A 24,966-nucleotide genomic window follows, 5' to 3' on the forward strand; every position below is an offset into this window, starting at 1 on the left:
ACGTCCAGTTCTAACTGAGAGGTGCTGGGGATAATACCCCACATCGACTCAACCAGAGTACGGCGCACAAAATTACGGCATTCCCAAAGACTTGGTAAACTTTCGATGGCAATTGAAAGGATTGCTGGAATCAGAGGGATCTCGCTCTTATGAGTTTACCGACTTGGGTAAAATCCCCGTCGGCGCTCTTCCCGTGGCGCTGTTCAACCGAGTCCAAGAACCGCTGCTGCTGTCAGAGTTAATGAAGTTGGAAGGCTCTGTAGAGATTGCTTTATCTGCGGGGTTATCTTGTTTAGAAGAACGGCGGGCTGATTTGCTGATTTATCGAGCGCAGCTTCGCCGGATTTTGGTGAACTCGCTGTACTTTCTTGAGGTAAAAGCTGACGGCAACATATTCTATAAAATTGGGGTGACAACTCGATCGATCGAGGAGAGAATCGCAGAAGTGCAGCGGGATGTGAGAGCGCATTACTCGGATGTGGTTGTTAATTTGCTAGGGTTTTGGGAACACCGGGGGAATGTGGATCTGTACTTCAAACACCGGTATCAACCCTTTAACTATCGCATTGGCAAACTGACAGAGTATTTTCAATTTCCAAACGTCAAAGTCGTGCTGCAAGATTTGGGTGAGATGAAACCCAAGGTGCTGAGTGATGTTGAGGTGGATATTCTCAGCTTGTGCGATCGCCTGTGACTAAACCCCGCAGCAGTTACGCATCCTCACAGAACTATAAGGGCTTGTGGCAGGTTCATCAAACTGGATAAGGTTAGCAATCGCTACAAAATTTGGAGCTACTTTGCAAGCGTCTAAGCCTTCAAGATAGCGAATCAGGTTCCAGTCTACCTTATTAATAAAACCTGTTCGGGTTTCTCGCAACTTGATAACTAATGTAGTTTTCTTGGACGCTCCGCGACCGAAAAATTACTTTGGTTTGCACGCGGGGATATGGTTAAAGCTATACTTTGTAACAATATCCAGTTTTTAATCGATTAGAGGCTCCGCTATCGTCAGTATGAATGGAGCGAAGCGCTCTGCCTCAATACTATTGAGTTAAGGCTCAAAATTTCGCATCATCAGTCAGACTGTCACCCTTAAGTGAAGCGCATTGAAGTATGGAACAGCTTTCCGTAACTAAACAGCGTTAAACGGTAGTTTACCTCAGAAGCCCAAAAATCAACACTTTCTCCGATCGCCCCCCATAAATAAGCATCTATGCCTACTTTCTCCGCTAATCCCGACAACTTTGGCGAATTGCTGCAAATGGTTAAAGATGGACACGAGATCGCTTTGACAGCAGGGGAATATAAGGGGCCATTTACCATTGAACGAGCGATATTGCTTCGGGGGGAGGGAGAAAACAGCGTCATTTTTGCCACTGACGAACCTGCTTTAAAAATCGCAGTTCCCGGAGTGAAACTGGAAAACTTGACCGTTCAGCGGACTGTCGGTGGCAATACGGGAGAAGTTGCGATCGCCGCCACAGTAAAGACCGCGCCAGTTTTAGATAAAGTAAGATGTCTAGGAACCGCTCCCCACGTCCAGTGGCTAGGAGTAAGCTGGGACATTCCCGCCGCCATCTACTTTGGGGAAATCCAAACCGACCGACACTTGGAACGAACCGAACAACTCCAACTCGGCAGCGATTGCACAGTTTCCTGCTCTCACCCTTGGTTACAAGTACAGCAGCCTTACCTTTGTTGCGGCTTGCAGAAACTAAATATTGTCCTCAATTCCAAAGATATTCCAGCCGGAACTAACCTATTTGGCTCTATTGTTTTGCAAGCATCTAGCCACAACATCTCGATAGAAATTTCTGCAATTGTTACAGCACCTCAAATAAGTAATAATTACTCCCCTTTCTCACCACAGATTGCCACACCAGCTCTCAATCAAAATAATGAGGAAAATTGGGGATATCGGTTTTTAGGAAACCAGGCGATAGATTACCTGCTCCGTGAGATAGAAGGTAAAGATGCTCTCTTAAAATATCCAGATTTTAGCAATCGTCGCGAGCGTGTTCAAGAGTTGCTATCTGATATTTTAGGAGACGAACCCAGGGGGTTCTATGTCCGCCGCAAAGGACCGGGAGAAGAGCGGGGAGAAGAAAAATGGGAACTAGCGATTGCCACAGATATCGAAGCAGCAAAATTACCAGAATTCCTAGAAAGACGTAAGAAAACCTTAATTTTGGTAGCTTTGGTCACAGAAGACAGATATAATAGTTTGCGCTTGCTTTCGGCTCGTTTAGTATCCCCAGAACGGGGAGGTAATGACGGTTTTTCTGTTCTTTTCTTCCTGCGTCTCATTTACCAGTCTCGAATAGGAGTACCAATTTCAGCTTTCGATCGTATGAAAGCAGTTCCTTTCTGTGGGGATTGCGTACCAACAGAGGAACAGTTAAAAACTTGGAAAGCGTTTTTAAAGATTGAAGAGCGGATAGCTAAGACGCGAGAATTTTTCGTACCTTTTTCGGGTCATAACTACGGCTCGGCTACCCGCAAGATAACTTTTGAGATAACTGCATCTTTAGCGCAACTCGACAAATCATCAGACACTAATCTCAAACAAGATGACTTCTGGGCAAGAGCAGCTAAGGCTAGAAATGAGGATGTAAAACTTGTAGTTCGAGTTGAAGAAAACCGTGGCAGAGACGATCGTACATCCGATGGAGAATCTGTCCCGCAGCTTTTCAAGTGGCAGGCAATTTTATTAGGATCTATTGAAGAGATTGACAGAGCAAAGGGATTTATCCGGGTGAGACTGGATTCTGAGTTAGTAGAAAAGATAGGAGAAGGACACTATCAGTTGCCGAAAATAGGCTTTTTGTCTTTCGAGGCAGCCGGAGATTTAACTCAAATTAAGCGACAGAAAAAAGCTTTAGAGGATTTGCAAGTTGGAATAGCTCAAAATCCCTATGTAGGAGAGTTTTTCTTTGATGCTTCTAAGGCAAGACCCTTGCAAACAACTGTTAAACTGAAGCCAGAGGATTTGTTGCTATCAGGGGCAAATGATGACCAAATTGCAGCAGTAGAAGCTGTATTATCTGCACCCGATTTAGTGCTAATCCAAGGGCCGCCAGGAACAGGAAAAACAACAGTCATCGCTGAAATTTCCTATCAAGTTGCGCTGCGGGGTGGGAGGACTTTAATTGCTTCTCAAGCGAATTTAGCTGTTGATAATGCGTTGAGTCGCTTAATTCATAGTCCTGTTATCCGCGCTTTGCGAAAAGGTCGTGCCGAGCGAGTTGAAGAGGAAGGGTTGCCCTTCCTAGAAGATAAAGTGATTGGTAATTGGTTGAGAAACACGGCTGATGATTGCGAGCAGCGCTTAGTAAAACAGCGAGAAAATATAAATTTTTTCAGGGAATTATTAGTAAGCTCGGAGCAATTTTATGGTTATTTGCGAGAAGAGGAAAAGTTACAAGAAATTCAAGAGGAGTTGCGATGGTATAAGGTAGAGCTAGAGGAAACCTGTAGAACGCAGGAAGGTGTCTATCAAAAAGCGGAAGCTAAACAGCGCGAAATTGTTGAATATCTCCTTCCTGGTTGGGAATTGCTAATATCTCACTCTTCAATTAATTGGGAAGATGTAGCAGTCAGTAATTTATTGACAGCAGCTATAAAACTCTGCGACAGTACCAAAGACCTTACATTGGGGTATCTTTCTGAAGAAAGCTTCAAGGTAAAAGTTGAAAGAGCGGTTACTCTCGCTGCAAAAATGAATCTTCAAATTCCTCACGATTTACGGCTTAATCATTTTCGTTTAGCGGCTTGGTTAAAGAATCAAGGTCTTCCACAAATTCAAATGTCATTGTCTCATTTCCGAGATGCGATGTCATCCCTTAGAGAAGCCGATCAAGCTGCACAAGTGTTCCGTGAGAAGTCAGCCGCCGTTCAACTTTTGGAAACAAACTATCAGCAAAGTCTTACCAACCAGAAAAACCTACAACAAAGCCTCAATAGTTGGCAAAACCGACAATCAAGAATTGTTGCAGTCAGAGCTAAAATAGACCAGTGGAAATCCACCGCTTATGATAGCGTTTATGTAGCGATGAAGCAATGTGTAGAAACTAATCGAGCCTTTACAGATAATCTGATTCAACTACCGCTCGATGTGGTGTCATTTGTAAATGCTACTCCTGCGCCTTGGCGATCGCATTTTGATAGGTGTAAGTCAAAACTCGCTAATTTAAGCAAAAGTGAAGCCAAGCAAAATTCTCTTGTTGAGCCCCAACTCGACGTAGTAGCCAAAGAAGTTATCAGCGGTATTGCTGTTAGTGCGCGAAACTGGCTGAACCAACAACAGGAATTAGAACACAACCGAAAGAACTCTGTTTTAAAAGCCTTAAAAAACTGGGAATCTACAGCTTATGATAGCGTGTATGAGGAATTAAAAAAATGTGTAAAAGAGAACCGAAAATTTACAGATAACCTGATTAAATTACCCCCTGAGTTGCTGGCTAGTGTCCCTGCAAAACCTCAGCCTTGGCGTTCTAACCTGGATAGGTGTCGCTCGAAAATTGCTAGTTTAATTGCCAAACCAAGTGAAGTCCAAGTTTCTAACTTTGATGTGGAATTAAATACTATTGCAGCCGAGCTGATTGATGGCATTACTGTCAGTGTATCTCAATGGCTGGAGCAGCAGCAACCGGAAACTGAAAAACAACTTCAAAATTTTAAACAACAGCTTAAAAAACCTCAGCAAGAGGCAGCCCAACAACAACAGGCAGTAACAACTGCTAAAAAGGGATTAGAGGCTCTTGAGCGTGAATCAGAAGCTAAATTAAAAAAATCTGAACAGCTATTGAATGAGTTCCTCAAATTGCCAACAATTCCCCATAATAGCTTACGCAATGTAACTCAGTGGTCTAACTCGAATATAGCCCTGTTGTGGGAAAATCAGATCAGTCAGCTTGAACAATTAATCTCCTCACTCGCTCCATTATTAGGAGTACAAGAAACAAAAGAGACTCTCACAAGCATTCAAGCAAGGTTACAACAGGCGGCTAGTAAAGCCTTAAATCAGCTTCGAGAATGTCAAAACCAACTTCAGCAAATGGAAGTTCAACTGCAACAATCCGAACAACTACCATCTACTTTAATTTCTGAACGAAGATGGTGGGAGTCAGCGTGGCAAAGTATCCCCGATCGCCTTAAACCGCCAATTTCTGTCAACGGATTATTTGATTTAAACTTCTTACGCATAGTAAAAACGCAATTCGAGACTTGGCATCAACAACTAACTCAAGAAGAATCCCAGCTCAAAGGCTATGAGAACCTAACTCATGATTGGATAGCCAAACTCCGTAACCCCTCCGAACAAGATCAGAGTGAATTGAGGCAAGTTTACATCGACAATGCCAACGTTATCGGTATTACTTGCAGCCAAGTAGCTGGTTACGGTTTCAAAGAATTTACTAATTTCGATGTAGTCATCATTGACGAAGTGAGTAAATGTACGCCTCCAGAAATTTTGATACCTGCACTCAAAGGTAAAAAATTAGTATTGATTGGCGATTACCGCCAATTACCTCCTATGCTACATGAAAATAGTTTAGAAGAAATCGCAACAGAAATGGGAAGCGAACCAGAGGATATCAGGTTTCTCGAAGAATCTTTATTTAAGAAACAATTTGAAGCTGCACCAGAAAGCATCAAGCGACGGTTGACTATTCAGTATCGGATGCACCCCTACATTATGGGAGCGATTAATCAATTTTACGACCATAGTCTGCGTTGTGGCATTATTCAGCCTGAGAAGGAACGGGCGCACAATTTAGCTGGCGACATCATCCGAGAACAACATCACCTGCTCTGGGTAAAAATGCCGCAAGAACATAGTTTTGAAGAGCAGGTCGATGGAACATCAAGGTATAATCTTAAGGAAATCGATGCGATTGACATTCTCTGCGAGCAAATGGAGGATGTTTGGAGCCTAAAAGTTGCGGAAGGACAACCCAAAAAAGAAATTGGTATCATTACTTTTTATGGTGCTCAATTGAGGCGAATTGAAGAAATGCTTAGTGACCGCAAATTTCCTTCACTTTCCATTAGAACGGGTACTGTTGACAGATTTCAGGGTATGGAACGGCAGATTATTATTGTCAGCATGGTGAGGAACAACCCTAATGGAGATATTGGTTTTGCTAAAAAGCCAGAACGGGTAAACGTCGCCTTTTCCCGCGCTCAAGAATTGCTGGTAGTTGTGGGATGCCATTCACTTTTTACACAGCACAAAGGTAAAGTTGGAAGTATGTATTCAGAAATAGCAAATATTGTACGCCGAAATGGAGGACTGATTGATGTTTCTAGTATCCTCTCCTAAACCAATTGACCCCCAATTACAGGATTTTGTTCAACAAATAGAAAAGCAAAGTCCGGCTGGCATATCAGTGCTGGCTGGTCGTCAATTCCGCTATCCTTTAGAGCAAATATCAGTAGAAGTTACTATTAGCGAACCTCGCAAATTTAACATTCTGGAAGAATTTATTCTCCGCGCTGGTATGGAGAGTGAATTGATACCCACTGAAAATGAACTAGCAGCAGCATTAGGTCTTGATCCCGTATTTGTGCAAAATACTGCTAAGACTCTGCGGAGTTTAGAAACTTTAGCTTGGACATCGGATGCCAAAATTATTCTAACCCCTCAAGGTCGGCAATTTTATGTGGAAGGTTCTGTGCCGCAACCACCACAAACAAAGCAGATTTATGCGATCGCTGACCCCTTGCAAGGAAATCTATTTTTTGTATTTTCCCCTGTAGAGGCAGTAGAAATTGACCTACCCATTTTTGGTGATTTTATCACTCTGGAAAATCGGTGTCAAGAAATGTCTGAGTTAGGACTTGAGGAACTCCAACGAATTATTCAGGGTTCTGGTTTAGGCTTGCACGTTCCTGAAGATGGGAAAATCATTACTGCTGCTTTTTTCACCAAGGAGAGCCAAACTATCTGGCAATCTGTTTCAATTTTTGTTATTTTTGATGCGCTTGAAGATGCCATTAAGTTGCAAGTGAGACGAGGAAAACAAATTTTACACTATGCCTCTGATTTACTTGACATTTTCCAAAGTGAAGGAAAAGTTTCTTTACAAACTTTGTTATATTTGAGTGATGAAACGATTGCTGCGGAGCGTGAACAGCTCCTCAATCAACGAAATAAAGAAGTTGAAGACAGAATTAAGAAGATTGAACAGCAGGCGATTGAAACTGTTAAAGAATTGAGGGAAACTGGGAAACAAGTTCTGCCGAAGGGAAGTCAGGAAAAAGACCAGGTAATTTTACTGCGAGATATTCAAATTCGCCAATCTTTTTTAGAAACTTTGAGAGGAGGGAATCATCAAGTCTTAATTTATTCTCCTTGGGTAAGCCAGGAAGTAGTAGATAATGAGTTTATCCAATTACTCCAAAATTTAGCTAATAGGGGAGTATGGGTTTTAATTGGTCACGGTATTTCTCGGAGACAAGAGAATGAAACCAGACCCATACCGCCACAAGTTGAGCAAAAGCTAAGAGAAATTAAAACGCGGGAAGGTTTGTCAGCAGTGCAGGTATTTTGGCTGGGAAATTCTCATGCGAAGGAAGTTGTTGTAGATCGGCAAGTTCACTTATGCGGTTCTCACAATTGGCTATCTTATCGAGGCGATAAGCTACCACGCGGTGAGACGGTTTATAAGGTTACGGCTACTGATAAAGTGGAGGAAGCTTATGATTTTCTAGCAGTTCGGTTTAAGGATCATGCTCGAAAATTATGGAAGTTAGCGGTGACAAATCGGAATGCTAATTTAGCGGAAACATCGCTTTGCACTTGGGGAGCGTTGGGGATGGAGGAAATGGCATTAAACGAATTGCAACTCGCTAATTGGTTAGAACTTTATCCGGTGTGGCTAAATGTGGTTCGGCAGGGGTTAAGAGCGAAAAAGATCTCCCCGGATTCACCTTATTTGGCAACAGGAATTTCAATGGTGACTCAATTTTCCGAGGCCGACCCTAATCTTGAGTTATTGCAGTCGAGTTTGCGTCAAGTTATGGGTGCGATCTCCGCGTTAAATCGCCACCAAGCTTTGAAGCTATTAAATGAACATTGGTCGCAATTCCGTCGCCTGAACATTGCAGACTCGGCGTTAGTAAAACCTGATGATTTTATTTTAAAATATGTTGTTAGAGAACCCGATCGCCCTCAAAAAACATCAGGTAAAAAAGCATCTCTTAAAAAAAATAGGAGTAAGCAAGGTTGAAACAGGTACAGCATTTATTATTAGTTACTGCCCGATAATAAGAATGAAAGCTGCTATTGAGATTTCATCTATTTTTGGTACTTCTGCGAATGTAACTTTAGCACTCCTCTTTGTAATTAATTTCATCTAAATAGCCAGCAGATTGATTTATCTTGTACTTGGACACAGGTTACGGCCAGTTGGCGGTTTATGGCGCGCTTGTAGCTCTCTTCTTCAGAAATCCGCTGTAAGGTGGTGGGATGGCGGAAATATACCACACCGCAGACACCATCTATGCTCGTGCTATCCTCGGCACAAGGTCTTTCTCCACGCCCTTGTAATCCCCACGTCATTTTTGTTTGCCCGCCATCTTCCCAACGCAAAGTCCTTCCTCCGCCTCCTGCCCAAGAAACCGACTCATAGATACAAGTTTGTTTAAGTTCTATATTGTCTTGGCGAAGCAACCAACAGGAAACAGATGCTCCCTCTATTCTGCCTGCGCGTGCAGGTGTGACAACAATGCCCAGTGCTAGAATCGGTAGGAAAACAGACAAAGTTTTCACGTTTTTATCCACGGTTAACATATTCGGAAATAAGGGAAGTGTCAGGCTGGGCAATTTCTATTGTCACCATGACCAATTTATTACCAAACTTGTTGCCGATTGCCACCAATACGCCAATTTTTGGAGAAACCGAACCAAACCCAACATGCCCCCCATGCCCCCAATCTCGAAGAGTGCAGTCGCTACACTTTCTATGCACGCAACCCGAACCCCCATTGCATCGGCCTGCCTAACTAACTGTAGTTTAGACTAACTAAAGATGAGAACGGTGGCAAAAGAAGAACTAGAGCCACCGTTAAGGAGAGAATGAGGGTGAAAAATAAAAACCTATCCACTCCTTAAATGAACAGTGAACGATTAAAGGACTTTCGTCAAGAAGCATACGAGTTATTGGTACGAGGCAAAGATGCAACATTCGAGCTGATGGATGCAGTGATGACCACCAGGAATGCAGCCTGTTTGGCGGAATTTTCGCTCAGTCCGCTATTCAATCGTCAATGGTCAAGCATCTACGAGGCATTACAAGATTGTAGACCAGACCGGAAAAAACTGATGCTGCTGTATTTCCAGCAATTACAGGAGGAAGCACCCCCAACGGAACATATATTAGTGGCAATCGACCATACTGCATGGGGGAGAGCAGATGCCAAAACATTACAAGAAAGAACCCATGAATATCAGGAAGGCGTAATTATTGGACAGGGGTACAGTACAATTGCGTGGATACCCGAAGCAGAAGGAAGTTGGGCATTACCCCTACTACATGAACGAATTAGTAGTTGGTCTTCACCAATAGAAAAAGCAGCTTGCCAACTCAAACTTGTTTGTGAACAGAGCATCAATCCAGTCTTAGCAGTTTTAGATCGAGAATATGGCAATGCAAATTGGGTATTGGCGCAAGCAGATATTCAAGCTGATTGTTTAATGAGAGTCCGAAAGAATGCCTGCTTGTGGTCAGCACCACCAACCTATAGTGGTCGTGGCAGACCACGGAAACATGGCTCAAAAATGAGGCTCAACGACCCAACCACATGGCTCGAAGCGGATACTGCGATCGAAATTGACGAACATCCAGATTTGGGACAAGTCCGAGTCAGTCAATGGCTAGACTTACATTTTTATCGTGCGCCTGGACAGAGAGTCAATTTAATCCTCGTCGCAAGAATGAAGCCCATGTCAAATGGTCAGCCATTTCCACCCTTATGGTTGGCTTGGGTGGGAGAACGAACTCTCCCTCTAGAAACAGTCTGGTTCAAATATTTACGACGTTTTGGAGTGGATCATTGGTATAGGTTTGCCAAGCAACGACTACACTGGACATTGCCTAACCTGAGAACTCCCGAACAATCCGAGCGTTGGAGTGATTTAATGCCGTTGATGAGTTGGCAACTCTGGCTAGCTAGGGATTTAGTGGTTGAGAATGTATTACTGCAGGCAATCTGCTACGATTAATTTAACCCCTGGACGTGTTGCTCAATCAATGTTGTGGCTTTTAGTTGACATTGGTACTCCCGCAAAAATGCCTAAACAGAGGGGAAAATCCCCCGGCTGGGAAAAAGGAAGGGTACGGACGGTAGCACCGCGATATCCCACTGTGAAAAAACGGGTTTCTGGACGTAAAAAGTCTTCAAGATTAGTTATTTAATCTTCTCCCTCTGGAGTTTTTGAGTAACAGCTTGCCGGATATTCAAAGGCGGCTACTTTTGGCTGCAATCATTTTTTAGTCTAAACTACAGTAACTAAGTATTTCGCGTTTCCTAATGTCAAGGTCGTGCTGCGGGGTTTGTACAAAAGGAAACCCAAAATGCTGAGTGATGTTGAGTCGGATGCGATCTGCAACTGGGGTAGGAAGTGAAGAAGTGCGATCGCTATACTGGTTACATCTTCCTTTAAGTATCGTTATCGTTGGCTGGAGCAATATCAACTGCAATCACCGTAGCATAGGGATTGAGAGCTTGTTCAGGCACTTGAATTGTTAACTCCCCGCCTTGGATCGGCACTTAACATAGAATCGACAATGGCACAGCGAGTTGAGTGTTCCAATGGCTGTCCTCCACCTACCATAGCAACTGCTTTAATCCGTTTAATGGGTACACCTCGTACTGTTACTGACTCGTAGGGCTTCATCAGCAAGAATAAGTAAAAGCGATTGCCCCGCCGAGTAGAAGGGCCGTAGAATTGCCAAGGTTCCAGTCCAGGCTGTGTTCCTACAATACTCTGGGCATGGACACTCATCCATGCTTCTACGGATTGCAACAAATCCAATTGTTCAGATTGAATCTGCCCATTGCCCATAGGACTGACATTCAACAGCAGATTGCCGCCTTTACCTGCAACTTCACAGAGAGTATGAATAAGTTGGCGAGCTGACTTGAATTGGGTGTCCTTCGGGTTGTAACCCCAGCTTTCATTCAGAGTTAGGCAAGCTTCCCAAGTACGCAGAGGCGGTTGAGGGGGGATGAATTGCTCGCAGGTATCGAAGTCTCCAAATCCAGGGAGGCGATCGTTGATTAGTAAATGCGGTTGCAGCGATCGAATCATTTCATGTAGCTGTTTAGCTTGCCATTGTTCTGGTTTTCGTTCCCAACCGCCATCAAACCAAAGCAAGTCAATCTTTCCGTAGTTGCTCAACAATTCTCTGATTTGAGCGAACATAAATTCAAGGTAGCGCTCCCACGCTCGAATTCGTCGGCTGTCGAAATTTCCCAAACTGATACGGTTTATCTGCTTCTGTAAAAGCCGGGTAGTCAGGGTAATGCCAGTCAATCAAGGAAAAATACAACCCAATTCGCAAACCCTCCGCCCGCATCGCCTCCACAAATTCTCGAACAATATCTTTTTTGTACGGCGCATACTCAATAGAAAAGTCGGATTGCTGGGTATGAAATAAGGAAAATCCATCATGATGTTTAGCCGTCAAAATCACATACTGCATCCCCAAGCGTTTCGCTCTTAGGCGCCCAAGTTTGAGGGTTGTATTCAGTGGGATTGAAAGTTTGGGCGGTGCGGTGATAATCCGCTACCGGGACATCTTGACAGTACGGCAGGCTAAAGACGCCTCCCACCAATGGCCAAGATATTTCGTACCCACACTGGCTGCTATGACTCCAGTGAATAAACATTCCCAATCGTGCTGTCTCAAACCAGTTATTTTCTTGAGTCATTGGTTTACGCTGAAATATAGGCGGTATTGCTGAAAGAGTAATGTTTACTCGCAGGTAAAATTAATAAGCTAGAGTATACTTCTTTGTTGGATTTGGCTGCAATGAACCTCCCCATAATACCCCACTGAAAATCATGAAAGCAGACACCATCGAAATTGTTGGTTTTCACGCACATATTTACTTTGACAATGATAGCCGTGATGCTGCGGAGCGTGTACGCGAAGGATTGGCTCAGTTTGAGGTGCAGCTAGGACGTTGGCACGATAAACCCATTGGGCCACACCCCCAAGCGATGTATCAAGTTGCCTTTTTACCCTCGGAGTTTGGCAAAGTCGTTCCCTGGTTGATGCTCCACCGCGAGGAACTAAATATTCTCGTCCATCCCGAAACAGGGGACGATGTGGCAGACCACACAACACATTCTTTGTGGCTGGGAGAGAAACTAGAGCTGAATGTCGAAGTTCTGCGACCTAGGACAGCCGATACGAAGTTCTAAGTCATCGCTCTTAGTGGTGGATTGTTCTATGTAGAGCAAACACTACTTGCTAGGTTCGGTAGTCCGCAAACTAAATTATTTGCTCAGAGATATCGTTGATTAATTAGTCAAAAGCAGGCTAATCTCTGGCAATTGTAATTTATTTGAACTAACAAATGACAGTCAAAGCTATTTCCGCCACCATCCTTTTAGGTGCAATTGGGCTTCATGTTTATCAACTACCCGACGGCGGCTACAAAGTCGATGCAATTGGGGTTATGAATGCGGTGGACAAAAAGGGTAGTGCCTTGAGCCGGTTTCTCACTGGGAAATCGGCTTTAGCTCTGCCTTTTGGCGGATACAATTTTACGCAAGCTCAAAGCATTCCAGTGGAAGGCAACGCTCAATTAATCAAGCCTATTCCCATTGCATTAGCTACAGCATATTGGTTGCATGAAGTAGGTAAAGGCAACGTGAAAGCTCAAGCTTTGGTTCAAGCCAGCATGGCAGAATCTATCGAACGGCGGGCTGATGCAGCATTCAGCATCAAGCGTACTGAACCAGAGTACAATGTGCGGTTTGGTGAATTCGTTGAGTCAGTTATGTTGGAGAACCGAAAAGAGGTTATCGAACGGCGGCTTCCGGGTGACGATTTGTACTTGCCAGATGGAATTAACTGACCAGAAGTGCGATCGCTCCTACAGCTAGGCTAGTTTATTGAATTTGTTCATTTTATCCTCAAAGTAATTGGAATGTTTGACCCTACCAAGCCCAACGATATTCTCAAACTCGAAGACCTAGATTTATCAGAGTTTCTACCTTCTGCCGAAGATGACCGACACGAGTACAAAAGCAGTGCAATTAAAAATGAAGGGCTCGGCGATAAGATTGCCAAGGCTGCTTCGGGTTTTTGGAATAGTGGGGGTGGATTGTTTGTTGTCGGAGTAGATGGGAACGGTCAGCCTGATGGAGGAATATCTCTTAACGTGGGGCGGCAGTCACGACGGGATTGGATCGATCAGGTAATTTCACAGGTGACACCTAAATCGGCTTATGCGGTACACAGTATTGAAGATAATGGCTGCGGTTGTAATATTGAACCGGGAAAAGGTGTATTTCTAATTGGCTTTGGTGAAAGCGAAATAGGCCCGCACATGGCTAACGACCACCGTTACTACATTAGGGCTGGAGCGCATACTGTTCCGGCAAATCACTTTATTGTCGAAGCTATTCACGCTCGGCGGGGATTGAGAACACCCTTACTCAGCAACATTGTCCGCCGCAAGCCCGGAAATAGCGGAATTATTCAACTCGGTATCGTTGCGTTGAACGCCGCTGCTGCAATTAATGTCTCTGTTGAATCTGACACGCTACCAAATTTATTAACCTCACACATGGAGGAAGGAGTTTCTCTACAGGTTCCTATCATTTCCGAGCAATTTCCTTTGTTTTTTGATGTTTGCGAACTCGTGTTAGATGACTATATTCACCCCCTTTTTTCCATAAAATTGACTTATTTTGATATTGCCAACCGTACCTATCAACAAAGTTTTCAAGTCGATATTGATCGCCAATTAGGACCAAATCTAAGTTTAGACAACGGATATGACCGCATCGAGAAAGAACTTAAAAACATCGCCAAGGTTATCAAAAAGTAGCAATTCATTTTTCATCACCGATCAGTTCGATGCTAATGTTCAGTTGGCAACACCCGCAAACTTTAGATGGGGTACTGGCGTTTCGAGCTCAATAACCCAGCCTCTACCAGGCTTTTATTAGCCTTTCTTTACCTCATGTCCTCGGAAAGCCCTTATCTCGGCTACCGCATCTGAGAGAGGTGGATGCGTGCGGGTCTGCCTCTAAGTGCAGAATTGCGTTAAGTGCGAAACTCAGGGGTGTAGTATATACTGTATTATGCCAAGACAAAACTCCCGAAGATTTTTATATGAATGCTGCTAATTGGCTTAAGAGCAATCATCTCCCTCAACCCACACTTTAAAGACTATGAGCAAACAGAAAAACAAACCTTGGGATGAAAAATGGGAAATAGTCAAACCGATTGGAGGCGGCGGACAAGGGGATACTTTTCTTGTCAAACCTAAAGATTCTGCAATTTGGTCTCGGAGTTTTGTATTAAAAATACTCAAAAATCAGAAAGCTCCTGAAAGACGCAAGAGAATGCACAGAGAGGTTGCTGCGTTGAGTACCCTCCATTGCCCCGGCATCCCGCGCTTGATTGAATCGAATTCCGACCAATTTGATGCCGATGTTCCGCTTTACATGATTGGGGAATTCATTGAAGGGAAAACACTTTCACAATTCCTAGAAGACCCCGCTAAACCTATGGGGATTGGGGATGCTATCCCTCTTGTTTTGAAACTTTTAGAAACCCTCCAATACTGTCACAAGCTCGGCATCGTCCACCGAGATATCAAGCCGGACAACATTATCATCCGCTGCAATGACATCAGCGCTCCAGTTATTATAGATTTTGGCATATCATTTAACGAATCTGATACTGACAGGACTACTTTGACAGAGCCTTGGCAGCAGCTTGGAAACAGATTTTTAGCACTTCCCGAACTTCAGGTAAATAGCAGCATGCAGCGCGACCCCAGAGCAGATATTACGCAATGCTGCGGAATTTTGTTTTTTGCGATCGCTGGGTCGCCTCCTGTTACTTTGCTCGACTGCGAAGGAAGAAAGCCCCATCAAAGACCGGAAAGTCAAAAAGCTTTGGCGAAACACCCTGACGATTTACTGGCTAAAGTGAATGGAATTTTTGACAGAGCATTTGGAACTCACATCGAGTACCGCTGGCAATCTATACCCGAGCTACAGCAAGCCTTGATAGATTGCGTTTCTGCAACTGAGAACGCTCGCAATGCCGAACAATATATTGCTCGCATCCAAAATAAAGTATCAACTTCATCTGATTATGCCCGACGCCAATCTTTTAAAGAATTTGCTCAACAGCTTAATCGGGAACTTTATAACATGAGTCGAACTGTTGCAAAGGAACTTGGAAAAGGCTTTGGTACAGTTCACAATAGAACGTACTTGAAAAGCCGCGATTTCGAGCGACTTGACATAGACTGGACTCACCTAAAGTTCTCGGAGAGGCACGGCATCACAAATGAATTTTTACCAAATGATTTTTTTCCTAAGTTTACAGGAGCTGCAACAGGAAACGAACTTGTTTTGTTAGCAGAGGTAAATGGAGCACAAGTTGAACTCTTAAGAACTCCTTTAAACTGCGAGCCAGATTTGACTGCTTTGGGCGAACGTCTCAGGCTTTTCTATCTTGAAGGAGTGAGAAAATTAATAGGAGCTTGAGCTGTAGCGCCATTCGAGCTCGCCGCCAATTCTAGTTTGAGACAAACCCAACCAAAACTCCAACACGCCCCGCCATGCCCAAACTCCCCAAATGCGATGGCTGTCTCCTCGATCGGGGAGCAATCCCCACCTAGTCTGTACCGATAGTTGGAATGCTAAAGGACGCCGCTTTTATGCTCTAAAAAGTGTCATTCGACAAGGGCGAGTTAATATGATTGCTGCCTATTGTAATGATGAGTTATTGGCTCCATTTACTGTTGAGGGTTCTTGTAATAGAACCGTGTTTGAAACCTGGCTAGAAACTTGTTTAATCCCAACGCTAAAACCGGGACAAATAGTGATTGTAGATAATGCCACCTTTCATAAAGGTGGGCGGATTATTCAATTAATTGAAGCCGCAGGTTGTCAGTTAAAATACTTGCCACCCTATTCACCTGATCTCAAAAAAATGAGCGATGCTGGTCATGGTTAAAAAGCCGAATTCGTAAACAACTAATTCAATTTGAGTGTCTTAGGGATGCCATGGAAGCTGTGCTTCGCACAGCGGCTTAACCGCCTTGGCGGTTGCTATATTTTACCTAGAGCGATCGCACTTTCGCAAGAGGTCTAATGATTAAGCACTTTGGGGAAAGTCCCAACCAACAATAGGTTGCAAGCCAAGGATTTTGATTTCTTTGGTGGGGCGGAAGATGCCTTGATTTACGTCAATTCCGACAGATTTTAGTTGCTCAAACCCGTTTTTCTGGAATGGGTGAGAAGGACTGGTGGTGCTGTTGAGCATCCACAGACGAGGATTGTGCGTTTGGTATCCTTCCCAGTTTCGAGGATACTCAGGGCAATCGAGAGGATTTTTCCAGCCTTTATATTTCAGAACTTGCAGACACCAGGCACGGCATCCCCATTCATCGGGAGTTGGATCTTTGGGCTTAATTATCCCATCGCCACTGAACCAGTCTAGGTTAGGGATTTCTCCAGGGGAGCCGTTTTCCCGCCACAGAGTAAGATAAGTTAGTGGCTTAGTGGCATAGTGGCTGCCTTCATGGAGGATATTCCACCACTTATCGAAGGGTGGTCTGATGGAGATTTGACTGATGTCCAGTTTGCATTCATCTTGAAGAAACTGCCAAACTTCTGTTTCTGTGGGAACGATCGGGTTTTGACCGTTGGTTTTTGTTTGGCGATCGCATTCTGGATAGTTGGAAGCTGCGGTTGCACAGGAGTCGTGGAAGTTGCAGTCGTTGTAGTTGATGGTTGAGTGGTTGTTATTCATTGCAGTTACTCCAATTTCTCATTCATCAGTTGTTCGGTTTGGCTTGGTTCGGGGTGTATGAGACTGTCCAAGCGTTTTTGGCACCGATCGCTTGGGCAATCCAGGCTTTGTGTTGATAGGGTTTGCCTTCTTTTCGGGCGCGATAGAGAGTGGTGGTAGATACGCCGAGAAGGTCTGCTGCTCTCTGGGTGGTGCAAGATGGTTCAATTACGATAGGGCGTGAGCGGTGCTTGGAATTTTTGGGTTGGTTGCGATCGTCTAGGCAAACGGGTTCACAGCCTGGAATAGGTAGGCTAAGTTGAAATGCTTTCATTCGCTAAATCTCTGAAACGTATGTCTGATGGGATGTTTCAACGATAGTCGGCGCTAGGGTCAGCCATCGACTAACTGGAGTTAGCAATTTGTTAGCATTGATTCAGCAAGAACTTGATGACGGTTAATTAGGATGCCCCCTATTTCAGATCAACCAGAAGAGAACTTTGACGAGGCTGAAAACAGGTTTGAGCTGAAAAATTTGAAAGCCGCTCTGGAAGCTAAAAAGAGGGGTGAAATCACGGCAACACCCTGGAGATACTTCAAAGGTGTACTTTGCGGAGAGACAACTAAGGATATTGCTTGTAAATGCGGAGTTGAGAACAAGACTGTTCAAATTGCTTTAAATCGAGACATCAAGCATGACCTCATAGACATCCTTCAACCCCGACAAATAAAAAGGATGAGCTGGGATATGGTTCCTAAGTGGCTCACAGAGGCTGGATATGCCTTACCGGAGTCAAGTAAAGAACCTGACCTGATTAACTGGGGAGAAGTTTGCCGTGCGATGCTCAAACCCAAGCGGGAACTTGCCAGCAATCTGTTTACCTCTGGCATGGGGATAAAGTTTGAACTGGATGATATTCATGTCCCTTTAGGATTGGTTGAGCGCCCTCAAAAGGTTCAGCGTCGTGATGATTCTTCTCCAGAAGAAGGTTCACGAGTATATCGAGAAGAAAAGGAGAAAATCACCCCCATCGACTACGATGATTTTTTCCAGCAGGTTCTCGCCAACCAGCAGAGTCCCAAGAGTAATGGTAAGCGTCTCAATATCATTGGTGAACCAGGTGCAGGAAAAACAACTCAGTTGTTGAAGATTGCAGATTGGGTATTGCATAAAACTGAGGGTTTGCCGATTTGGATTTCTTTAGGAGTAGTTGGGGAAAAGCCCCTACAGGAGTATTTGCTCAAAGATTGGCTGCCAGATGCGGCGGGTAAGTTGGATGCTGCACCGCCTCAATGGGTGGAACAGTTAGAACAACACTTAAAAGATGGGCGGGTGTGGTTGCTGTTGGATGGTGCAGATGAAATGCAGGTCGCTGACCCCTTGGGAAAACTTGCCGAATTCGTCAGAGTTCCCTTGCTGAAAAATGTGCGGGTGGTGCTGACTTGCCGCCTGAATCTCTGGGATGCTGCGGCGAATGCTCTGTCTGAGTTTGATACTTACAAGATGCTGGATTTCAGCTATGGAGATGGCAAGAATTCAGATCAGGTGAAGCAGTTTATTGATAAGTGGTTTGAGAACCCCTCATTGCAAGAAGCCTACCCCTGTGTCGGTGGGACTGAGGCGGGTCAACAATTACGGGAGGCTTTAGACCAAACTGGTAAAGAGCGAATCAAGGATTTAGCACGCAATCCTCTACGGTTAGCGCTGTTGTGTTTTACTTGGCAATCTGGACGAGGAAAACTACCAGATACCAAGGCTGAACTTTATGAGGTGCTTGTTGCAGCACTCTACACCTTGAAAAAGGGTGTATTTCCTACTGAATCAGCGCAGCAAATAGGCTTAAATGCAGCACTTGGACGGCTGGCTTTGAAGGCGATCGACAAGGGGTTCAAATCTATCCTGCCCCATAGTTTAGTTTATGAGGAGCTGAAGAAACCTCATCCAGAGTTATTTGAGTTAGCTGATAAATTAGGCTGGTTGAATCAGGTAGGAGTTGAGCCAGAAAATCGTCGCCAGCCAGTTTATGCTTTTTTTCATCCCACGTTTCAGGAATATTTTGCAGCTTGTGAAATTCCAGATTGGGACTTTTTCTTGCCTCGTAACCACAAAGATAGACCAGTAAAATATAAAGATAATTCAGCAAAATATAAAAAATATCGAATTTTTGAAACACAGTGGAAAGAGGTAATTTTGCTGTGGCTAGGAAGAAAAAATTTGCCAAACCAGGAAAAAGAGAGATTCATCAAAAAATTGATGGAGTTTGAGGATGGATGCGGCTTGCACAGCTTTTATGGCGCTTTATGCTATTTTATAGCTGCTGCTGGGACTAGCGAGTTTTTAGAATGTCCTGAAACTATGGCTATTATGGACGAACTAATAAAGTTCGCTTTTGGTGAATTTGATTTTGAGACATGGGAGCAGACATCATATTTAGAGCCCATTGCCCTAGGAAGCATAGAGGCATTGCAGAATATGCCACACGATAAATTGGTTGAGAAATTAATTCCAATCATGGATTTGAATAGTTGCAACAATCTGCCTGTAAAACCCGCTCATTTATTATGGCAATCCGACTGCACTAATACCGAACTTATTATTACATTAATTAAATTATTGGGAGAAAAAAACAAAGACTTACTCCCAAGCTATCATTGGTTATTTGGAAATTTCCTAAATAATCGAGATACTAAAAAAATCATTGCTAAAGTCCCAGATATTCTTCACTTACTCATCGAAAGTTTAATTAAAAAAACTTTTAATGGAGAACGTTCTCTTCGTACTTCGGTTATTAATGCATTTCGCAATCCCTGGTTGAAATCATTCCTTCCTACAAGCTCTACTCTTATCCCTTCTGTGTTAGAAGATTTTCTTTCGGGAAATTTAGATACTTATTTGAGATTACCAGTATTAGCAGAAAGAATTACTCGAAATCCAGATATTCTTGATAGTTTACTCTATTTGCTAGAATACTGGGATGATATAGTAGTAATGGTTTGTAATTTGAGCAAACCACCTTCCATAGAAAGAAAAAATATTACCCTGAACAAAAGACTAAAGGGACAGGATAAAAATGATTTTTACCAAACCTCTGAATATAAATCTGAATATAAAGAAGAATTTAGCAAAATTGAGAATATTGATTATATAGAGATAGCCGATGATAATGACATAATTGAGATTGAAGTCATGGAAATGGCTAGTCAACTGATTAGTATACTACAGAACACAAAATATGGGGTTGAGAATAAAATTTGGCTGCGCCATGACACCGATATGTTAATGGATATTTTAAAAAATGACGATTATTATGATTCATTTCCTGAGAATGCAGTTATCAATACAACAAAGTATGACAGGAAGGTATTAGATACTTGGGTGATTAAAGGTCTAAAATATTGCTTGTCTGAGAAAGTTTATAATGAAGATTTCATTAGGTTTAAATATTGCTATGAGATTGTTTGGTATTGCGCCCAAAACATGAGTTACCCAGATTTTTATCAAGCATGGCATTGTGAACCTTCTACCTCTCATCCCGAAGTTGACAACATTCCTGTTGGTAACTCTCCTGAAGCTCAAATCCTCGAAGCCCAGAACCTGGATTTTAATAAACTTCAACCTACTCAACACAGTTACCTCCTCGCAATCAACTTACTATCGTTGAAAGAAGAGACAGAACAAGGAGCGATCGCGCAAAAAATCTGCACCAAAATCTACAAGCATCACGCTGTCCAAATTCCAGGGAAACCTCCCACAGTCAAAAATGATGCTGAACTCCAACAACACCTCTTCGAGATTCAAGACAAGTTGCAGCGCCCAAACCTAGCTTTGGTTTTGTACGTCAAAGACACTAAGGGTTTTCACGAGCCAACAGAGGAAGCGATCGCATTCTGCCAACAACTTGCCGATCCCGACTTGGGGATTCACCTTGCTTGGATTACCAACCAGTCTCTTGAGCAACCCTTGAAGGATATTCAACCTGACCCACTAAAGCTGATTAGCAAGATTCAAAGCTGGATTGATGAAATTGTATAGGATTACGTCTTGGTTTCTTCTACCCAGTTGCTAGACGCACCATTACATAAGTTACTCGATCTGTCTCAAGCCACGCGCGAAGCGGTGAGGAGTTACTCAAGTTGAGTGCAATCCATTACGAGGAAAGAGTTACTGATAACCTCCCAAATTTTGTCCATGTCAACTAGAATGGGATGTCCAAATCGTCTTCACCATCATCTACCGATAACTGTGATGGCGGTACTGGAGATAATGCTTCGTGAGGAATTACTTCCATCCAATAGGGATGCTTGTCGTGAGTCACCTGGACAAACCGGGCTTCGTTAAGAAAGAAACAGACGTTTAACTCGTCCAACACCAAGCCCACCCGGAGGAACTGGATCGTCAGATGTGCATACCGCCAAGATGAAGGAGCTTAAGGTACGATCGAAGCACCGGGTAATGTTTTCCAACCGCTTGACGATTCGTTTCCTTTTCTGTGCGAACCTTTTTCAGGTTCTTTTCCAAACGACGCAGGTCAGATTCTCTGCGTACATCACTCTCAACTACTAACCACAAAAAAATTTTGGATAAATTAACCCTAGTCGTTACACCGTCGCGGGTGTCTCAGCATCATGTAAGCTTTGTGGAAAGTGACCGCGCTCAACCAGAGCGCGTACAGGCTCACTCTTGGGTTATTAGTAATAACCGTTTGTTTCAAATTACAAATCTATTGTTTCAAATCATAACGTTGATTATATTTCTCTTACATTATTTGCTTATCTATTATCCCAGTAATTACCATAATGCTATTTGTTGGCAATACCCGCAGTACATCAAAAAACCTACCCACACACCTCGATAGGAAAATACTATGAGCAACGGAAGTGGATGCCCCTTTACGGGCGGCGGTCAGAAATCTCAGCCTCGTCATATGCCGTCAAATCGAGACTGGTGGCCGCATTATTTGAATCTGAGCATCCTCCACCAGCACACCCCCCAGGCCAATCCTATGGGTGAGGAATTCAACTACGCTGAGGAGTTCAAGAGTGTTGACTTAGCTGCCTTGAGGGCAGATATCTACGAGCTGATGACCACCTCCCAGGACTGGTGGCCAGCCGACTACGGCCATTATGGGCCGCTCTTCATTCGGATGGCTTGGCACAGCGCCGGCACGTATCGTATTGGCGACGGTCGCGGCGGCGCGGGTTCGGGCAGCCAGCGGTTTGAACCCCTCAACAGTTGGCCTGACAATGCCAACCTCGACAAGGCGCGAATGTTGCTTTGGCCCATCAAGCAGAAATACGGCAAGAAAATCTCGTGGGCCGACCTCATGATCTTCGCCGGCAACTGTGCGCTTGAGTCGATGGGCTTCAAGACGTTGGGTTTTGCCGGTGGGCGCGTGGATGTGTGGCAGCCAGAGGAAGACATCTACTGGGGTTCTGAGAAAGCCTGGCTCGGCAATGAGCGTTACGAAGAAGATCGGGTGCTCCTGAATCCTCTCGCCGCCGTTCAGATGGGACTGATCTACGTGAACCCGGAAGGGCCAGACGGCGAGCCCGATCCGGTCGGCTCAGGGCGCGATATTCGCGAAACCTTTGGTCGGATGGCGATGAACGACGAGGAGACAGTCGCCCTCACCGCCGGTGGGCACACGTTCGGCAAATGTCACGGTGCGGGCGAGGCGACGCACGTAGGGGCTGATCCTGCGGGTGCCACCATCATCGATCAGGGCCTCGGCTGGAAGAACGCCTTTAACACGGGTGTCGGCGTCGATGCGATCACCAGCGGTATCGAAGGCGCATGGACTCCCACTCCGACGCAGTGGGACAACAGCTATCTCGAAACCCTGTTCAAATATGACTGGGAGCTGACGAAAAGTCCCGCTGGCGCGTGGCAATGGAAGCCCAAGGGCGACGCTGGTGCGGGTACGGTACCCGACGCGCACGATCCGTCGAAACGGCACGCCCCCATGATGACCACGGCGGACATGGCGATGAAGATGGACCCCATCTACAACCAGATTGCGCGACGTTACCACGACAACCCGGATGAGTTCGCTCTTCAGTTCGCCAAGGCGTGGTTCAAGCTGACGCACCGCGATATGGGTCCCCGCTCGCGCTATCTCGGCCCGGAGGTTCCACAGGAAGAGTTCTTGTGGCAAGATCCCATTCCCGCAGTCGATCATGAATTGATTGATGAGCAGGACATCACTGCCCTCAAAGCCAAGATTCTTGGTTCGGGACTGTCTGTCTCCCAACTCGTTTCGACTGCTTGGGCATCGGCGTCAACGTTCCGCTGCTCCGATATGCGCGGTGGAGCGAACGGGGCGCGCATTCGTCTCGCGCCGCAGAAGGATTGGGAAGTCAACCAGCCAGAGCAGTTGGCAACAGTGCTGCAAACCCTGGAGGGAATTCAACAGGAGTTCAACAACTCGCAATCTGGTGGGAAGCGGGTTTCGATCGCTGACTTGATCGTTCTGGGCGGATGTGCGGGCATTGAGCAAGCGGCGAAGAACGCTGGTCACGACGTGACGGTTCCCTTCAAACCGGGACGCACGGATGCGCTGCAAGAAAAAATGGATGTCGAGTCCTTCGCGGTGCTTGAGCCAACCGCAGACGGGTTCCGCAACTACACGAGCGGCAAACATAGCGAATCGCTCGAAGAGCTACTGGTCGATCGGGCGCAGTTGCTGTCCCTGTCAGCTCCTCAGATGACGGTTCTCCTGGGCGGGTTGCGCGTCCTGGGTACAAACTTTGGAGGGTCTAAACACGGCGTCTTCACCCATCAACCAGAGACGTTGACCAATGACTTCTTCGTGAACCTGCTCGACCTGGGTACGACGTGGAAGGCGACCTCTGAAGATGAGTATGAGTTCGAGGGGAGTGATCGCAAAACAGGCGATCTGAAGTGGACTGCTACCCGTGTTGACCTCATCTTCGGCTCAAACTCTCAGCTCCGCGCCCTGGCGGAAGTCTATGGATGTGTGGACTCGCAACAGAAGTTTGTCAATGACTTTGTGGCGGCGTGGGACAAGGTGATGAACCTCGATCGCTATGACCTTCGCACAGTCTTAGCGAAAACCTCTGCGAGGAGTTTCTAGGCGTAACTTCAACCGATCATCGGCGAGCGGAGAGCGAGGCAACCTACGTTAACCTGCGGCAATCCTAAATGCGGGTAGAAGCTAGAGACAAAAATGAGAGCCGCGTTTCAACTTGTCTTGAAAAACCGCTCTGGGCTTTAGGCCCAGATGCCAAAGCTGTTTAGAAACATGAACGCGATATTAGTCACGTTGTAAGATGTGCCAATGGTATCGGGGTAGTAGTAAATATGTAGTGATTGAATATTTATTGCCTCAAAGTCGAGTTGTAATGATGGACAAAATACCAAATAGCACCAATATGGTTTTCTAACTTTTTAGAAAATGAGAAAGTCTTTCTTACAAGATGTGACATTAGGTTAATGCTGAATAAGATCGATATAGGAGATAATATTCAGCACAAGTGACAGATAACACCCAAGAACCTGGACTTAACCTGCAAAGTTTCTGTTTAATCCCTTAAAATTAGGGTGTTATCCAGCAGATACGACGGATAATCCTGGAAGGTAAAGGTATTATCCAACACATCTGTTGAATACTGAAGTTTCTACTGTCCCCGCTTAAACGGGTAGCCACGATGCTGATTAGGCAAGCAAAAAAAACAGCCCTAAGTTCCCTAGGTTATGAACTAGATTGCCGTGAGGAGGCTTTTGGTTATCTAAGGGATTCTTCCGATGTACTCGGACAGCCAGAGCAATTGCGACGAAGGATGCAACAAGACGGTTACTTATACTTAAAAGCCTTTCTTAACTCTCAAGAGGTTTGGCAAGCTCGTCAGGAAATAGCAGCTTGTTTAGATGCTGAGGGAAGCTTGGAACTTGAGGGCCCTGTTCTAGATTGCATCGCTAAACCTGGATTAAACATACATTTCCGTC

General features: G+C 44.8%; 17 protein-coding genes and 3 pseudogenes. 12 read left to right on the top strand and 8 right to left on the bottom strand.

The features are described 5' to 3' along the window. The first annotated feature begins 121 nt into the window (after positions 1-121). From QUB30_RS30060 to QUB30_RS30070, 3 genes are all read left to right on the top strand, one after another. Positions 122-694 carry a GIY-YIG nuclease family protein gene (locus tag QUB30_RS30060; protein WP_333341479.1) on the top strand — a complete coding sequence of 191 codons (573 nt, stop codon included), beginning with the start codon at positions 122-124 and terminating at the stop codon, positions 692-694. A 519-nt stretch (positions 695-1,213) separates the two neighbouring features. Further along, positions 1,214-6,325, top strand: a complete 5,112-nt coding sequence (locus tag QUB30_RS30065) for an AAA domain-containing protein (protein WP_333341481.1) — start codon at positions 1,214-1,216, stop codon at positions 6,323-6,325. Further along, a complete protein-coding gene (locus tag QUB30_RS30070) occupies positions 6,303-8,234 on the top strand; it encodes a hypothetical protein (RefSeq protein ID WP_333341483.1) in 1,932 nt (643 codons plus the stop codon). The genes QUB30_RS30065 and QUB30_RS30070 overlap by 23 nt, the downstream gene beginning before the upstream one ends. 122 nt (positions 8,235-8,356) lie before the next feature. Here QUB30_RS30070 and QUB30_RS30075 read toward each other — a convergent pair whose 3' ends face one another. Further along, a complete protein-coding gene (locus QUB30_RS30075; RefSeq protein WP_333341485.1) occupies positions 8,357-8,776 on the bottom strand; it encodes a hypothetical protein in 420 nt (139 codons plus the stop codon). Positions 8,777-9,118: 342 nt separating this feature from the next. Between QUB30_RS30075 and QUB30_RS30080 the strand changes: the two genes are divergently transcribed. Then, the gene (locus QUB30_RS30080) at positions 9,119-10,228 is read left to right on the top strand and encodes an NF041680 family putative transposase (protein WP_333341488.1); all 1,110 of its coding nucleotides are present in this window, start codon (positions 9,119-9,121) and stop codon (positions 10,226-10,228) included. Between the two features lie 507 nt (positions 10,229-10,735). Here the strand turns inward: QUB30_RS30080 and QUB30_RS30085 are convergent. Genes QUB30_RS30085 through QUB30_RS30095 form a run of 3 tightly spaced genes read right to left on the bottom strand, consistent with a single transcriptional unit; the run spans position 10,736 to position 11,940 of the window. Continuing rightward, the gene (locus QUB30_RS30085; protein WP_333341489.1) at positions 10,736-11,431 is read right to left on the bottom strand and encodes an alpha-L-fucosidase; all 696 of its coding nucleotides are present in this window, start codon (positions 11,429-11,431) and stop codon (positions 10,736-10,738) included. 4 nt (positions 11,432-11,435) lie between these two features. Next, entirely contained in the window at positions 11,436-11,711 is a 276-nt protein-coding gene (locus tag QUB30_RS30090) for an alpha-L-fucosidase (RefSeq protein WP_333341491.1), read from the bottom strand. Continuing rightward, complete coding sequence (locus QUB30_RS30095) at positions 11,686-11,940, bottom strand: alpha-L-fucosidase (RefSeq protein ID WP_333341493.1); 255 nt, start codon at positions 11,938-11,940, stop codon at positions 11,686-11,688. The genes QUB30_RS30090 and QUB30_RS30095 overlap by 26 nt, the downstream gene beginning before the upstream one ends. A 133-nt stretch (positions 11,941-12,073) precedes the next feature. Between QUB30_RS30095 and QUB30_RS30100 the strand changes: the two genes are divergently transcribed. From QUB30_RS30100 to QUB30_RS30120, 5 genes and pseudogenes are all read left to right on the top strand, one after another. Further along, a complete protein-coding gene (locus tag QUB30_RS30100; protein ID WP_333341494.1) occupies positions 12,074-12,436 on the top strand; it encodes a DOPA 4,5-dioxygenase family protein in 363 nt (120 codons plus the stop codon). A gap of 155 nt (positions 12,437-12,591) precedes the next feature. Then, positions 12,592-13,095, top strand: coding sequence for a hypothetical protein (locus QUB30_RS30105; protein ID WP_333341496.1), 504 nt, complete (start codon positions 12,592-12,594; stop codon positions 13,093-13,095). Between the two features lie 72 nt (positions 13,096-13,167). Beyond that, complete coding sequence (locus tag QUB30_RS30110; protein ID WP_333341498.1) at positions 13,168-14,073, top strand: ATP-binding protein; 906 nt, start codon at positions 13,168-13,170, stop codon at positions 14,071-14,073. Positions 14,074-14,419: 346 nt separating this feature from the next. Beyond that, positions 14,420-15,751 (top strand): protein kinase domain-containing protein, encoded by a 1,332-nt coding sequence (locus QUB30_RS30115; protein WP_333341500.1) that lies wholly within the window; start codon positions 14,420-14,422, stop codon positions 15,749-15,751. Positions 15,752-15,908: 157 nt separating this feature from the next. After that, positions 15,909-16,303, top strand: a pseudogene (locus tag QUB30_RS30120) (transposase); the annotation flags it as partial. Positions 16,304-16,364: 61 nt separating this feature from the next. Here the strand turns inward: QUB30_RS30120 and QUB30_RS30125 are convergent. Beyond that, complete coding sequence (locus QUB30_RS30125; RefSeq protein WP_333341502.1) at positions 16,365-17,021, bottom strand: hypothetical protein; 657 nt, start codon at positions 17,019-17,021, stop codon at positions 16,365-16,367. Between the two features lie 25 nt (positions 17,022-17,046). Further along, the gene (locus tag QUB30_RS30130) at positions 17,047-17,334 is read right to left on the bottom strand and encodes a hypothetical protein (protein WP_333341504.1); all 288 of its coding nucleotides are present in this window, start codon (positions 17,332-17,334) and stop codon (positions 17,047-17,049) included. A 555-nt stretch (positions 17,335-17,889) separates the two neighbouring features. Here QUB30_RS30130 and QUB30_RS30135 point away from each other — a divergent pair. Further along, a complete protein-coding gene (locus tag QUB30_RS30135; RefSeq protein WP_333341508.1) occupies positions 17,890-21,033 on the top strand; it encodes an NACHT C-terminal alpha/beta 1 domain-containing protein in 3,144 nt (1,047 codons plus the stop codon). 163 nt (positions 21,034-21,196) lie between these two features. Here the strand turns inward: QUB30_RS30135 and QUB30_RS30140 are convergent, their stop codons facing one another. After that, a complete protein-coding gene (locus tag QUB30_RS30140; protein WP_333217529.1) occupies positions 21,197-21,370 on the bottom strand; it encodes a hypothetical protein in 174 nt (57 codons plus the stop codon). Positions 21,371-21,865: 495 nt separating this feature from the next. Here QUB30_RS30140 and katG point away from each other — a divergent pair, with 495 nt between their 5' ends. Next, positions 21,866-24,094, top strand: coding sequence for a catalase/peroxidase HPI (gene katG, locus QUB30_RS30145; protein WP_333341506.1), 2,229 nt, complete (start codon positions 21,866-21,868; stop codon positions 24,092-24,094). Positions 24,095-24,338: 244 nt separating this feature from the next. Here katG and QUB30_RS30150 read toward each other — a convergent pair. Next, a pseudogene (locus QUB30_RS30150) lies at positions 24,339-24,446 on the bottom strand (IS1 family transposase); the annotation flags it as partial. 222 nt (positions 24,447-24,668) lie between these two features. On the opposite strand from QUB30_RS30150, the pseudogene QUB30_RS30155 reads away from it, so the two are divergent. Further along, positions 24,669-24,966, top strand: a pseudogene (locus QUB30_RS30155) (phytanoyl-CoA dioxygenase family protein); the annotation flags it as partial.

The organism is Microcoleus sp. BROC3 (genome assembly GCF_036702515.1).
In the GTDB taxonomy this organism is placed as follows: Bacteria; Cyanobacteriota; Cyanobacteriia; order Cyanobacteriales; family Microcoleaceae; genus Microcoleus.

What these genes read in the sequence shown, in the direction of transcription:
- QUB30_RS30065 (WP_333341481.1), top strand. Translation starts at nt 1,214, where the DNA reads ATGCCTACTTTCTCCGCTAATCCCGACAACTTTGGCGAATTGCTGCAA.
- QUB30_RS30070 (WP_333341483.1), top strand. Translation starts at nt 6,303, where the DNA reads ATGTTTCTAGTATCCTCTCCTAAACCAATTGACCCCCAATTACAGGAT.
- QUB30_RS30080 (WP_333341488.1), top strand. Translation starts at nt 9,119, where the DNA reads ATGAACAGTGAACGATTAAAGGACTTTCGTCAAGAAGCATACGAGTTA.
- QUB30_RS30085 (WP_333341489.1), bottom strand. Translation starts at nt 11,431, where the DNA reads ATGTTCGCTCAAATCAGAGAATTGTTGAGCAACTACGGAAAGATTGAC.
- QUB30_RS30090 (WP_333341491.1), bottom strand. Translation starts at nt 11,711, where the DNA reads ATGCAGTATGTGATTTTGACGGCTAAACATCATGATGGATTTTCCTTA.
- QUB30_RS30095 (WP_333341493.1), bottom strand. Translation starts at nt 11,940, where the DNA reads ATGACTCAAGAAAATAACTGGTTTGAGACAGCACGATTGGGAATGTTT.
- QUB30_RS30100 (WP_333341494.1), top strand. Translation starts at nt 12,074, where the DNA reads ATGAAAGCAGACACCATCGAAATTGTTGGTTTTCACGCACATATTTAC.
- QUB30_RS30105 (WP_333341496.1), top strand. Translation starts at nt 12,592, where the DNA reads ATGACAGTCAAAGCTATTTCCGCCACCATCCTTTTAGGTGCAATTGGG.
- QUB30_RS30110 (WP_333341498.1), top strand. Translation starts at nt 13,168, where the DNA reads ATGTTTGACCCTACCAAGCCCAACGATATTCTCAAACTCGAAGACCTA.
- QUB30_RS30115 (WP_333341500.1), top strand. Translation starts at nt 14,420, where the DNA reads ATGAGCAAACAGAAAAACAAACCTTGGGATGAAAAATGGGAAATAGTC.
- QUB30_RS30125 (WP_333341502.1), bottom strand. Translation starts at nt 17,021, where the DNA reads ATGAATAACAACCACTCAACCATCAACTACAACGACTGCAACTTCCAC.
- QUB30_RS30130 (WP_333341504.1), bottom strand. Translation starts at nt 17,334, where the DNA reads ATGAAAGCATTTCAACTTAGCCTACCTATTCCAGGCTGTGAACCCGTT.
- QUB30_RS30135 (WP_333341508.1), top strand. Translation starts at nt 17,890, where the DNA reads ATGGGGATAAAGTTTGAACTGGATGATATTCATGTCCCTTTAGGATTG.
- katG (WP_333341506.1), top strand. Translation starts at nt 21,866, where the DNA reads ATGAGCAACGGAAGTGGATGCCCCTTTACGGGCGGCGGTCAGAAATCT.